General features: G+C 69.9%; 11 protein-coding genes and 1 pseudogene. 3 read left to right on the top strand and 9 right to left on the bottom strand.

The annotated features are described in order from the left end of the window. Positions 1-778: FAD-dependent oxidoreductase (locus GA0115259_RS06000; protein ID WP_141716465.1), on the bottom strand; the 778-nt coding region annotated here is incomplete at its 3' end. Positions 779-1,083: 305 nt separating this feature from the next. Continuing rightward, entirely contained in the window at positions 1,084-1,977 is an 894-nt protein-coding gene (locus GA0115259_RS05995; RefSeq protein ID WP_093591914.1) for a TIGR01777 family oxidoreductase, read from the bottom strand. A 35-nt stretch (positions 1,978-2,012) separates the two neighbouring features. Here GA0115259_RS05995 and GA0115259_RS05990 point away from each other — a divergent pair, with 35 nt between their 5' ends. After that, entirely contained in the window at positions 2,013-2,549 is a 537-nt protein-coding gene (locus tag GA0115259_RS05990; RefSeq protein ID WP_237539797.1) for a GNAT family N-acetyltransferase, read from the top strand. A gap of 165 nt (positions 2,550-2,714) precedes the next feature. On the opposite strand, the pseudogene GA0115259_RS05985 reads toward GA0115259_RS05990, so the two are convergent. Together GA0115259_RS05985 and GA0115259_RS05980 are read right to left on the bottom strand one after the other, a co-directional pair. After that, a pseudogene (locus GA0115259_RS05985) lies at positions 2,715-3,233 on the bottom strand (DUF4240 domain-containing protein); the annotation flags it as partial. 112 nt (positions 3,234-3,345) lie between these two features. After that, positions 3,346-4,230 (bottom strand): winged helix-turn-helix domain-containing protein, encoded by an 885-nt coding sequence (locus GA0115259_RS05980; RefSeq protein WP_093591907.1) that lies wholly within the window; start codon positions 4,228-4,230, stop codon positions 3,346-3,348. A 264-nt stretch (positions 4,231-4,494) separates the two neighbouring features. On the opposite strand from GA0115259_RS05980, the gene GA0115259_RS05975 reads away from it, so the two are divergent. Beyond that, positions 4,495-4,701 carry a hypothetical protein gene (locus GA0115259_RS05975; RefSeq protein WP_093591904.1) on the top strand — a complete coding sequence of 69 codons (207 nt, stop codon included), beginning with the start codon at positions 4,495-4,497 and terminating at the stop codon, positions 4,699-4,701. 57 nt (positions 4,702-4,758) lie between these two features. Here the strand turns inward: GA0115259_RS05975 and GA0115259_RS05970 are convergent, their stop codons facing one another. After that, positions 4,759-5,700, bottom strand: coding sequence for a winged helix-turn-helix domain-containing protein (locus tag GA0115259_RS05970; protein ID WP_161230303.1), 942 nt, complete (start codon positions 5,698-5,700; stop codon positions 4,759-4,761). 203 nt (positions 5,701-5,903) lie between these two features. Beyond that, positions 5,904-6,869, bottom strand: coding sequence for a helix-turn-helix transcriptional regulator (locus GA0115259_RS05965; protein WP_093591898.1), 966 nt, complete (start codon positions 6,867-6,869; stop codon positions 5,904-5,906). 182 nt (positions 6,870-7,051) lie between these two features. On the opposite strand from GA0115259_RS05965, the gene GA0115259_RS05960 reads away from it, so the two are divergent. Beyond that, positions 7,052-7,453: a DUF6221 family protein gene (locus tag GA0115259_RS05960; RefSeq protein ID WP_093591895.1), complete on the top strand. Its 402-nt coding sequence runs from the start codon at positions 7,052-7,054 to the stop codon at positions 7,451-7,453. 88 nt (positions 7,454-7,541) lie between these two features. Here GA0115259_RS05960 and aceE read toward each other — a convergent pair whose 3' ends face one another. From aceE to GA0115259_RS05945, 3 genes are all read right to left on the bottom strand, one after another. Beyond that, positions 7,542-10,220 (bottom strand): pyruvate dehydrogenase (acetyl-transferring), homodimeric type, encoded by a 2,679-nt coding sequence (aceE, locus tag GA0115259_RS05955; protein ID WP_093591892.1) that lies wholly within the window; start codon positions 10,218-10,220, stop codon positions 7,542-7,544. 216 nt (positions 10,221-10,436) lie between these two features. Then, positions 10,437-11,060, bottom strand: coding sequence for a GntR family transcriptional regulator (locus tag GA0115259_RS05950; protein WP_093591889.1), 624 nt, complete (start codon positions 11,058-11,060; stop codon positions 10,437-10,439). 211 nt (positions 11,061-11,271) lie between these two features. Further along, positions 11,272-12,073 (bottom strand): 2-oxo acid dehydrogenase subunit E2 (locus GA0115259_RS05945; protein ID WP_176732446.1); only part of this gene is annotated, 802 nt, incomplete at its 5' end.

The following is a 12,073-nucleotide window of genomic DNA, read 5'->3' as shown; positions in this document are numbered from 1 at the left end:
GCGCGCGCCAGCCGATCTCGCCGTGCTCCTTGGTGGTGACACCGCTGATGGACGCGTCCGTGACACAGACGTCCGTCTGGACGGTGCCCTCCGGCAGCGTCCGGGCCAGCAGCTCGGGCAGCGCGGCGGCGCCGCCCGCCGTGACGAACATCCGGCCACGGGCGAACGCGCGCAGCGCGAGATCGGCGCAGCGGCTGGACGTACCGAGATCGGGATCGCAGAGCAGCGCGGACAGCAGCGGGCGTACAAAGCCGTTGACGGTACGGGCGGGCAGTCCGCGGCCCGACAGGGCCTCCAGGGCGGTACGTTCGGGACGGGCCAGCAGTCGGCGCGTCGGAGTCGCCGCGAGACGGCCCAGCGCGGCGCCCAGACGGGCCTGGTCGACCGTACCGCCCAGCGGCGGCCGGGGGGCGCTCGCAAGGGCGCGCGCCACCGTCAGTGCGCTCCGCGCGCTCCCGACGGCTCCGGTCCGGTAATTCCGTCCGTCGCTGTGTACGAGTACGCCCGGCGAGAACTTCCGCAGCCCCACACCGTCCAGGCCCGGAGTGCGCAGCAGCTCCGGATACGAGGTGGTGAGCAGCTGTCCGCCGAGGTCGAGCCGGAAGCCGTCGACCTCGTCGGTGGCCATCCGGCCGCCCACGCGCGGAGCGGCCTCCAGGACCCTGACCCGCACACCTGAGCTGGTCAGATGTCGGGCCGCCGACAGACCTGCGATTCCTGCTCCGATGATGACGACGTCCGCCTGCTGTGCGGTCGAGCGGTGTGCGGTGCTGAGCACGTGCCCCTCCCCGAGGTCGGCGCGGCTGGTGGGGCTGCTGATGCGGTCATCAGGCCCCGGAATGCCCGAGCGGTGTCCAGGTGGTGCCTGAGTCCCGGCCGGGTCCCGCCCGGATCCCGGTCGGGTCCGATTGGCTCGGTCGGGTCCCGGTCGGGTCCCGGTCGGGTCCCGATCGGTCCGGTCGGGTCCGGACGAGCCTAGAAAGGGAAGGGCCGTGTGACGGACGCGCGTGGCCGGGGTCACCGGTGCATGGGGGGTGCGCGCCCGTTCCGGGCGGTGAGGACCCGCTCGTCCGGGACGGGCGCCTACGCCGCGCGGATCGCCTCGTCAATGGTCGGGAACGCGAAGGTGAAGCCCGACTCCAACAGACGCGCCGGGAGCACCCGTTGGCTGCCCAGCACATCCTGCGACAGTTCGCCGAGCACCGCCCGCAGCGCCACCGACGGGACCGGGAACGGCGTCGGCCGGCGCAGTACGCGTCCCATCGCCGCCGTGACCTCACGGTTGGTGACCGGCTGCGGCGCGGTGAGATTCACCGGTCCCTCCAGCGTCTCCGTGTCGAGGAGATGCCGCAGCGCCGCGACCTCGTCGTGCAGCGCGATAAAGCTCCAGTACTGGTTCCCTCCGCCGAGCCGCCCGCCCAGGCCCGCGCGGAAGATCGGGAACAGCCGTCCCCAGGCGCCGCCCGCGCGGGAGACCACCAGTCCGGTCCTGGCGAACACCGTCCGTACGCCCGCCTCCTCGGCGGCCCGGGCGGCCTCCTCCCACTCCACACAGAGCGACGGCAGAAAGCCGTCTCCCGGCGGTGTGTCCTCGTCGACCGCGTGGTCGCCGGTGTCGCCGTAGAAGCCGATGGCGGAGCCGCACACCAGCACCCGTGGCCGCTCGTCCAGCGTGGCGACGGCCTCCGCGACGGCGGCCGTGCCGAGGACCCGGCTGTCCCGGATCTCCTTCCGGTACGCCTCCGTCCAGCGGCGGTCGGCGATCCCGGCTCCCGCGAGATGGACGACGGCCTCGCAGCCGTGCAGACCGCGCGCGTCGACGTACTGCCGCAACGGATCCCACTCCACCTCGTCGCCCGTCCGCGACGGGCGGCGCACCAGGCGTACGACCTGATGGCCGTCGGCGCGCAGGGAGCGTACAAGTGCCGTACCGATGAGCCCGGTGGAGCCGGTGACCGCGATCATCATGGGCTCCATCCTGCCCCGTGCGGCCCCATGGCACAGTTGGCGCCATGTCCGTACGACGCACCATGTCCGCACCACAGATCCGTCCGGCCGCCCTCCAGGACGACGGGGCCCTGGCCGAACTGTCCCGTGTGACCTGGTCACCGATGCACGCCGTGACACCGGAACCGCGGCCTCCCTTCACTCCTTTCTTCGACTCCGGGCATCTGCCCGAGGACTATCTCGTCGCCGAGGTCGGGATCGAGGGCACGGAGGACCGGATCGCCGGATACATCCGGGTGGCGCGGCCCACGCAGCTCGCCACTCACGCGCATGTACGGCAGATACAGGGCCTCGCGGTGTACGAGTGGGCGCGCGGCCGTGGTGTGGCGCGCGCCCTGCTGCGCGCGGCGGCGCTGCACGCGCGCAACCAGGGCGCACGGCGGCTCACGCTGCGGGTGCTGGGACACAACACCGCGGCGCGGAGCCTGTACGAGTCGGAGGGCTATGCCGTCGAGGGAATCCTGCCGGGCGAGTTCTACCGGGACGGGCAGTACATCGACGATGTGTTCATGGCGCTTCTGCTGACAGAGCAGACGGAGTAGCCGCGACGGAGCAGACGGCCACCGATGGAGCGGCCGGCCGCCCTGACGGAGCGGACCGCCGCCGGTCTACCGGCCCGTCCGGCCTTCCTGCTCCTCCCGCACCTCTTCTACTTCCTCCACGTCTTCTACGTCTTCTGCTTCTGCCTCCCGCGGCTCCTGGCCCGGCCGCTCTCCGAAGCGCTCCCAGAGCCGTGGGAACCGCTCCGCCAGCGCCGTGTCGTCCTCGAAGTCCAGCGGTGTGCCCTGCGGCTCCGCGGTCTGCGGCGGGATCCCCAGATCGGGCGCCACCACTCCGGTGAGCTGTTCGTACGCCTCGTCCGCCGCGTATCCCAGCTCCTCGCCGTCGCCGTCGAGGTCCTCGTCGAACTCGTCCAGGAGCTCCGCGAGGCTGTCGGGCTCGTGCACCGCACCCTCGAAGGTCTCGCGGCCCTGGCCGATGAGCCAGCAGCGGAAGTAGTCGAAGGCGTCGTCGCTCGCGCCGTCCAGCAGCACGGCGGCGGCGCCCCACAGATCCCAGTGGTAGGCGCGGTTGTAGCGGGACTCGAAGTGGCGCGCGAAGTCGAGCACGGAGTCGGGATCGAGCGTGAGCAGTCGCTCGACCAGCAGATCCGCGTGGTCCTCCGGGTCTCCCTCGGCGGCCTCGCGGGTGCTGTCGATGATCTCCCAGAACTCCGTCTCGTCCATCACGGGTCAAGCATCGTGCTTGGCGGAGGGCCGCGCACGCGGAGCCGCCCAAATCACCGGCGTTTCTTGAGAACCCGGCTCATCGGCGGATCCGGGAACGCAGCTCATCAGTTCATCGGCGGATCTGGGAACCCGGCTCGTCGGCCAAGGGCAGCGGTCGCGCGACCTGGTCCCAGCGCGACTCGAACCAGCGCACGACCTGCTCGAACCGGGCCCGCTCCAGCGCGCTCGTCCCTTCCGCGGTCAGCGAGGACGCGAACAGATCGTCGCTGCGCAGTTCCAGGACATCGAGCGAGGCGCCGTCCGGATTGTTCTGCATCTGGCCGCGCTCCAGCGAGTAGTAGCCGGTCAGCATCTCCGTACCGTTGATCAGATAACGCTTCTCGCCCGGGATCGTCGGCAGCCCGCGGATGGCCACCGAGACCTGTTCGACCAGCCCGCGTTCCGCCAGCAGAGTCAGCGAGTGCTCCAGCGCGCCGGCGTAGGTACGGATCACATGCCGCAGCCTGAGCAGCGGCCTGCGGTCGGCCGGATCGTCGACATGGCGCGGATAGGGATGATCGGTCACCAGGTCCGGCAGGAGTACCCGTACGGTGATCGACTCCGGCGCGCGGCGGCGGCCCTCCCTGATGGCCTCGACCTCGTTCTGCACCGCCTTGCTGAGCTGCTCCGTGGTCAGCGACCAGACATCGAGAGTGACATGCCGGGCGGCGAAGGCACGGGTGATGTGGTGGGCCAATGGCTGGAGGTTGGTCGTCCGATTGGCAACGCGGGCGGCCCGGCCGGGCGCGCCCTCCTCCAGGAGTCCCTCGTCGCGCAGCATCTGCTGGGCGCTCTGGATGGTGCCGCGGCCCACGCCGTAGCGCCGCTGGAGCTGATGCTGCTTGGGCAGAGTCTGGCCCGCGGGCAGCCGGCCCTCCAGGATCTGGTTGCGCAGATCGTCCGCGATGGAGCGGTACTGGGGGAGATCGTCGCCTCCTCCCCGCTCGGTGGGCATCACAAGGCCGAGGCTACAACTCCCGTTCAGCGGACGACAGATACCTGCAACTGCCGGTCAACTCACGCCGCTGGCCGGTGAAGTGACCGGTGGGCCGGGCAGGCCGGCCGTGCTGCCCGTCAATGGCCGCCATTGCCGGTGGGTATGAGGAGGAGAACTGATACCCGACCATTGGCCTTCTCTCCGCAGCATTTCTCTGCCAACGGGGTGCCAACCGCAGGGTGTCCCGTCCACGCACGTAGAAGCGGAATCGGAGGAGATGCCATGGGGGCACTGACACGTATGGAATGGCTGGTGGAACTGCTCGGCCCGGGAGCCCAGTTGGCGGCGGTCCTGGGACACCGGGGGACGCTGGGAGTGCTGGTCTGCGCCCTGCTGATCCGGGCGGCCCGCGCCGACGAGGCGCTGACCGTCAATCTGCTCTGCGCGGCCTCGGTGCTGCTGATCCTGCTGCTCGTCGCCTCGGGTTGAGCACTCTCGGTACAAGCTCGGTACAAGCGTGATGGTCGCCGTCCGCCAGGAGTCCCGTCACGAGTCCCAAGGCACGGCGATCGTGTTCCACAGCGAGTCGAACCACTGCTGGGTCTGCTCCACATAGGCCGCGGTGACATGGTCGTCGTCGACCGCCGTGTGCCGGAAGAGCATGCCCTCCACACCGAGCATGTCGTAGATCTCGATCGGGTCGTCCCGGTCGAGGTCCACCCGGCGCGACTGGACCTGGTAATGGCCGGCGAGCACCTCCTCGCCGTTGAGGATGTAGACCTTCTGCGTCGGGCTGATCGAGACCTTTCTCGCCTCGACGGAGACCTCGGGCACCAGGCCGCGGACCTTGAGCATCCGCAGCGAGTGGCGCAGCGAGCCGTAGATATGGCCGGTGGTCTCGCGGAGCCGCTCGCGCGGCCGGGTGTTCGCGGGCTCTCCGACGACCTGGGGGAGCGCCAGCGGATCGTCGGCGTTCGGCAGCAGGATCCGTACGGTGATCCGCTCCGGGTTCCGTACGCCCGCGGTGCCGAGCGTGACGAGCGGGCCCGCGAGCGCGGAGGCCAAGGTCTCGCCGTTGAGGCAGTACGCGTCGATGGTCACCTGGCGGCGCCGGAAGCACTGGGCGACGCGCTCACCGAGGAACACCCCGGCAGGCCGTGGCGGATGGCGCCGTGGTTCGGGTACGTCGCTCCCGGCGGGCCCGTGCTGCGCGTCGGACGGACGGGACCCGGGCGCGGGATCGGCGGGCGCGGCGACGGGAGTGGTCCTGGCGACCGTCGCCGGTGTGCCCTGCTGGGCGCGTTTGATCAGGCCTTCGTGTTCCAGGATCTCCAGGGCTCGGCGGACGGCGCCGCGCGGGACTCCGTACTGCTCGCTCAGTTCGGCCTGTGTGGGGATCCGCTCGCCGACGCGCAGCTCTCCCTCGGAGATGTGATGGCGCAGCGCGTCCGCGACCACATCCCGTGGACGCTGTTGTCCGTCGGTCAAGGCGCTGTCTCCAGACACAGCCGAACTCTACAACAGCCTGCCAATGGAGGTGAGTTGCCGGACGCGGACTCCTCGGCTCCGCCAATGCCCGGCCAATGGCGTCCGGCCAATGACGGCCATGTACGCGCACGACGCGGACCAATGAGGCATGGAACAATGAGGCGTGGAGCCACGAGGCGTGGACCGACGCGAGACCGCCGCTCTCAGCCGTACAGCGCGCGCATCCGTTCCGCCGCCTCCGCGAAGCGGCTTCGCAGGGCGGCCGGTTCCAGGATCTCCGCGTCCGGGCCGAGCGTCAGCAGCTGGGAGAACGCGACCTCCTCCGACTCCACCGGCAGCGTGAGCGTCAACAGGCCGTCACCGTCCGGCGGTTCCGCAGCCGCGATCGCCTCATGAGCGGCGGCGCGGTCCACGATGTACGGCAGCCTGCGGACGCCGTCCGCCGAGAGCCGTACGACGATCCGGATGGCCAGCAGGGAGCGCGCGAACTCCGCCGACTGCTCCTCCCAGAAGGTGGGCAGATCGAAGCACTCATCCCTGACGAAACGTTCCTTCCTGGGCTCCACAGCGGTGAACCGGTCGATCCTGTAGACCCGGAACGTCCCTTCCGTACCGGCGCAGAGATACCAGATCCCGGCCTTGAGTACGAGACCGTACGGCGCCAGCTCCCGCTCCACCTCGGTGTCCCTGCGCCGGTAGCGGGCGTCGACCAGCCGGTCGTCCCACACCGCCTCGGCGATGGCGGGCAGCAGTCCGGGTGTCTGAGGTTCGTGGTACCAGCCGGGCGCGTCGAGATGGAAGCGCTGCGCCGCCGAGTCCGAGGCGTCCCGCAGCGAGGGCAGCAGCGCCGCCGACACCTTCAGCCGGGCCGCCGACGAGATGTCGTCCAGTCCCATCTCCCGCAGCGCGCCCGGCACTCCGGAGAGGAACAGCGCCTCGGCCTCACCGCGCGCGAGACCGGTCAGCCGGGTACGGTAGCCGCCGATCAGCCGGTAGCCGCCGCTCCTGCCACGGTCCGCGTAGACCGGCACGCCCGCCTCGGAGAGCGCCTGGGCGTCACGCGTGATGGTCCGCTCGGAGACCTCCAGCTCCCGGGCCAGCTCGGCAGCGGTCATGGACGGTCTGGACTGGAGGAGGAGCACCATCTTGATCAGCCGGGCAGCGCGCATGACTCCATGATGCCGGGCAGTTCGGCCACTCGTGGAAGCGGTTGGCCAATTGGCGTGGCCTGATTCCATGATAAGTGGCGCAAACAGGAGCAGATCCCGTATAGATCACCCATGGATCACGTACGGGCGGTGAACTGCTCCGGCCCGGGCGCGAGATCGAGACGGCAAAGGACCGGAACCTGATGACTGACCACAACGCCGACCTGGTGGCCTTCGTCCGGGCACGCCTCGACGAGGAGGAGCGGATCGCGAGAGAGGCCGGCGGGGAGAGCTGGCGGTGTCCGCCGGAGCTGCCCGGCGAGGTCCACGACCGCGCGGGCGGAATCGCGTTCAGCGTGCGGACACGCGGTTACGACCAGCACATCGCGCGCCAGGACCCGGCGTACACGCTCCGCCGTGTCGAGACCAGCAGAGTGCTGCTGGACGAGTACACGGAGGTGGCGGCGCTCGACATCGACCGTCCGGCGCACGACTTCGCCTCCGGGCGGGCCGTCGGGCTGGGCTTTGTCGTACGGCAGTTGGCCGCGGAGCACGCGGGGCATCCCGACTACCAGGTCAAGTGGCTGCCCCGGTTCGCACGCTGAGTGCGGGCCTCACGGACGGCGCCCCTCCCGGATCCTGTGAACGGGAGGGGCGTCGCGTCCGGGGTTGTCGGCCGAATGGCCTTCCGGGTCAGAGGCCGTAGCGCTCGCGCGCCTCGACCACCCGCTCCGGCTTGACCTCGCCGCGACGGGCCAGCTGCGCCAGCGCCGCCACCACGATCGACCGGGCGTCGACGCCGAAGTGGCGACGGGCCGCCTCACGGGTGTCGGAGAGACCGAAGCCGTCCGTACCGAGCGAGGTGTAGTCCTGCTCCACCCACTGGCTGATCTGGTCGGGCACCTGCCGCATCCAGTCACTGACGGCCAGCACGGGCCCCGGCGCGCCGGAGAGCGCGCGCGTCACATACGGCACCCGCTCCTCACCGCGCAGCAGCGCCTCGTCGGCCTCCATCGCGTCCCTGCGCAGCTCACCCCAGGACGTCGCGGACCAGACATCGGCCGTGACTCCCCAGTCGGCGGCGAGCAGTTCCTGCGCCTCCAGGGCCCAGTGGATCGCCGTACCGGACGCCAGCAGCTGGGTACGCGGCGCGTCGGCCGCCGCCGGAGCGCCCTCCCTGAAGCGGTACAGGCCCTTGACGATGCCCTCCTCGACGCCTTCCGGCATCGCGGGCTGCGGCATCGGCTCGTTGTAGACCGTCAGATAGTAGAAGACGTTCTCGGCGTCAGGACCGTACATCCGCCGCAGACCGTCCTTGACGATCACGGCCAGCTCGTACGCGAACGCCGGATCGTAGTTGAGCGAGGCCGGATTGGTGGACGCGATCAGATGCGAGTGGCCGTCCGCGTGCTGGAGGCCCTCGCCCGTCAGAGTCGTACGGCCCGCCGTGGCGCCGACGATGAAGCCCTTGCCGAGCTGGTCGGCGAGCTGCCACATCTGGTCGCCCGTACGCTGCCAGCCGAACATCGAGTAGAAGATGTAGAACGGGATCATCGGCTCGCCGTGCGTCGCGTACGACGTCGCCGCGGCGATGAAGTCGGCCATCGAACCGGCCTCGGTGATCCCCTCGTTGAGGATCTGGCCGTCCTTGGCCTCCTTGTAGTACATGATCTGGTCGCGGTCGACCGGATCGTACGTCTGGCCCAGCGGCGAGTAGATGCCGGCCGACGGGAACAGCGCCTCCATACCGAACGTGCGGGCCTCGTCCGGGACGATGGGAACCCAGCGCTTGCCGGTCTCCTTGTCCCGCATCAGGTCCTTCATCAGCCGGACGAACGCCATGGTGGTCGCCACCGACTGCTTGCCCGAGCCCTTGTAGACCGTCTGGAAGGGCTTGTCGGACGGCTCCGGCAGGACGACGGGATGCACGCGCCGGGCCGGTGCGGGACCGCCCAGCTCCGCGCGGCGCTCCTGGAGATAGCGCACCTCGGGCGAACCGGCGCCCGGGTGGCCGTACGGCATCAGGCCCTCGGCCAGCTTCGCGTCCGGGATCGGCAGCTCCAGCAGATCGCGCATGGCGCGGAACTGCTCGCCGGAAAGCTTCTTCATCTGGTGGTTGGCGTTGCGCGACTCGAAGCCCGGGCCGAGCGTGTAGCCCTTCACCGTCTGCGCCAGGATCACGGTCGGAGCGCCCTTGTGCGCGACCGCCGCGCGGTAGGCCGCGTACACCTTGCGGGCCTCGTGGCCGCCGCGCGAGGTGAAGAAGCACTCGGCGATCTTCGCGTCGGACAGCAGCTTCGACATCTCGATCAGCGCCGGGTCGACACCGAAGAAGTGCTCACGGATATAGGCGACATCGCGCGTCGCGTACGTTTGGAACTGCGCGTCCGGCACCTGGCGCAGCCGGCGTACCAGCGCGCCCGTGGTGTCCAGCGCGAACAGCTCGTCCCAGGCCGAGCCCCACAGCGACTTGATCACATTCCAGCCGGCGCCCCGGAACTGGGCCTCCAGCTCCTGCACGATCTTGAAGTTGGCGCGGACCGGTCCGTCGAGACGCTGGAGATTGCAGTTGATGACAAAGGTCAGATTGTCGAGCTGCTCACGGGAGGCGAGGGCGAGTGCCGCCGTCGACTCGGGCTCGTCCATCTCGCCGTCGCCGAGGAAGGCCCAGACGTGCGAGGCGGAGGTGTCCTTGATCCCGCGGTTGGCCAGATAGCGGTTGAAGCGCGCCTGGTAGATCGCCGAGAGCGGGCCGAGGCCCATGGAGACGGTGGGGAACTCCCAGAGCCAGGGCAGCCGCCGCGGATGCGGATACGAGGGCAGGCCCTTGCCGCCCGCCTCCTGGCGGAAGTTGTCCAGATCCGCCTCGGTCAGCCGGCCGTCGAGGAAGGCGCGGGCGTAGATACCGGGCGAGGCATGGCCCTGGATGTAGAGCTGGTCGCCCGAGCCGGGAGACTCCTGGGACTCCTTGCCGCGGAAGAAGTGGTTGAAGCCCGTCTCGTAGAGCCAGGCCGCCGAGGCGAAGGTGGCGATATGGCCGCCGACGCCGAGCCGGGCGCCACGGGTGACCATCGCCGCCGCGTTCCAGCGGTTCCAGGCGGTGATCCGGGCCTCCATCGCCTCGTCGCCGTCGTAGGCGGGCTCGGCGGCGGTCGGGATGGTGTTCACATAGTCGGTCTCCAGCAGCGCCGGCACAGGGACCCCGGCCGTTCCCGCGTGCTGGAGGGTACGCCGCATCAGATACGCGGCACGGTGCGGGCCGGCGTGCTCGGTCACGGCGTCGAGCGAGGCCGCCCACTCGGCGGTCTCCTCGGCATCACGGTCCGGGAGCTGGTCCAGCTCGCTCGGGAGTTTGCCTACGGGGTCGGTCATGGTCGCCGCCTTCCGGACAGGAGGGGGGTGGAGAAGTGCCTTGTCTGGCAGGACAGGGCGAGCGGGCTGGGTGCAGCCCGCTCCGACTGTAAGTCGCTGATCGATGATCGATCAAAGGGTTGAAGGGCAAAACTTCTCGACAGGAAGAAATTGGCATTCCGTGCCGTATGAGGGGGCACCGAGTGACGGGTGGCAAATCATGACGGAAGCCGTGAATCAGGCGCGTGGCGCACATCCGAGCACATGGTCCTTCACCAGCGTGCCGATCCGCGGATCACGCCGGCGGAACGCCTCGACGAGTTCCTGGTGCTCCTCGGCGTACGACTGCTGTACGGTCCCGAGCCAGCGGATCGACAGGGCCGTGAACACCTCGATGCCGAGCCCTTCCCAGGTGTGCAGCAGCACGCTGTTCCCGGCCGCCCGCACCAGCTCCCGGTGGAAGGCCACGGTGTGCCGCACCTGCGCCGTACCGTCCGCGTTGCGGTCCGCCTCGTACAGCGCCGTCACATGCGGCTCCAGCGCGGAGCAGTCCACGGCGAGCCGCCCGGCCGCGAGTTCCGCGGCGATCTGCTCCAGGCCCGCCCGTACCGGATAGCTCTCCTCAAGATCGGCCGCGGTCAGATTCCGTACTCGTACGCCCTTGTTGGGAGCCGACTCGATCAGCCGCAGACTCTCCAGCTCGCGCAGTGCCTCGCGCACCGGCGTCTGGCTGACCTGCAACTCCGTCGCGATCCGCCGCTCCACGATCCGCTCGCCCGGCTTCCAGCGACCGCTGACGATTCCGTCCACGATGTGCTCGCGGATCTGTTCCCGCAGCGAGTGGACGACGGGCTGGGCCATGAAGCGCTCCTCGGTGGCAGCGGTCGATGTGTAGACAATACGGCGGCATGACTCCTACGGCGGCGGCAAGGCTCCTGAGCGGACCGGTACGGCCCTGGCACGGCCCGTACGACGACGCCCCCGCCCGGAGCGAATCCGGGCGGGGGCGGGAATGTCGATGGCATGGCCCGGCTCGCCTCCGGGGCGCTTCATGCCGGGCTGTCCGTGGGCCCTACAGACCGAGCTCGACCTCGAACTCGCCGGCTTCGAGGATCGCCTTGACCGCCGTCAGATAGCGGGCGGCGTCGGCGCCGTCCACCAGGCGGTGGTCGTAGGAGAGGGCGACATACGTCATGTCGCGCACCGCGATCGTCTCGCCGAGGTCCGGGTGGTTGATGACCACGGGGCGGCGGACGGTGGCGCCGATGCCCAGGATGGCGGCCTGGTTCGGCGGCACGATGATCGTGTCGAACAGCGCACCGCGCGAACCGGTGTTGCTGATGGTGAAGGTCCCGCCGGCCAGATCGTCCGGAGTGATCTTGCTGGCCCGGACGGCCGCCGCCAGCTCCGCGGTCTTCTTGGAGATACCGGCGATGTTCAGATCGCCCGCGCCCTTGATGACCGGAGTCATCAGGCCCTTCTCGGAGTCCACCGCGATACCGATGTTCTCGGTGTCGAAGTAGGTGATCGTGCCCTCGTCGTCGTTGATCCGGGCGTTGATGACCGGGTGGGCCTTCAGCGCCTGGGCCGCCGCCTTGACGAAGAACGGCATCGGGGAGAGCTTGACGCCCTCGCGGGCGGCGAACGACTCCTTCGCCTGGGCCCGCAGCCGCATCAGCTTGGTGATGTCCACCTCGACCACGGAGGTGAGCTGGGCCTGCGTGTGCAGCGCCTTCATCATGTTGTCGCCGATGACCTTGCGCATCCGGGTCATCTTGACGGTCTGGCCGCGCAGCGGCGACGCCTCCAGCTTCGGCGCCCTGGGTGCGGCGGCGGGAGCCGCGGCCGGGACGGCCCTGGCCTCGGCGGCGGCG

This window comes from Streptomyces sp. MnatMP-M17, from assembly GCF_900091995.1.
Lineage (GTDB): Bacteria > Actinomycetota > Actinomycetes > Streptomycetales > Streptomycetaceae > Streptomyces.
This window is presented reverse-complemented; position numbering and strand designations above follow the sequence as displayed.

What these genes read in the sequence shown, in the direction of transcription:
- GA0115259_RS05975 (WP_093591904.1), top strand. Translation starts at nt 4,495, where the DNA reads ATGGGGGCACTGACACGTATGGAATGGCTGGTGGAACTGCTCGGCCCG.
- GA0115259_RS05965 (WP_093591898.1), bottom strand. Translation starts at nt 6,869, where the DNA reads ATGCGCGCTGCCCGGCTGATCAAGATGGTGCTCCTCCTCCAGTCCAGA.
- aceE (WP_093591892.1), bottom strand. Translation starts at nt 10,220, where the DNA reads ATGACCGACCCCGTAGGCAAACTCCCGAGCGAGCTGGACCAGCTCCCG.
- GA0115259_RS05980 (WP_093591907.1), bottom strand. Translation starts at nt 4,230, where the DNA reads ATGCCCACCGAGCGGGGAGGAGGCGACGATCTCCCCCAGTACCGCTCC.
- GA0115259_RS05990 (WP_237539797.1), top strand. Translation starts at nt 2,013, where the DNA reads ATGTCCGTACGACGCACCATGTCCGCACCACAGATCCGTCCGGCCGCC.
- GA0115259_RS05950 (WP_093591889.1), bottom strand. Translation starts at nt 11,060, where the DNA reads ATGGCCCAGCCCGTCGTCCACTCGCTGCGGGAACAGATCCGCGAGCAC.
- GA0115259_RS05960 (WP_093591895.1), top strand. Translation starts at nt 7,052, where the DNA reads ATGACTGACCACAACGCCGACCTGGTGGCCTTCGTCCGGGCACGCCTC.
- GA0115259_RS05995 (WP_093591914.1), bottom strand. Translation starts at nt 1,977, where the DNA reads ATGGAGCCCATGATGATCGCGGTCACCGGCTCCACCGGGCTCATCGGT.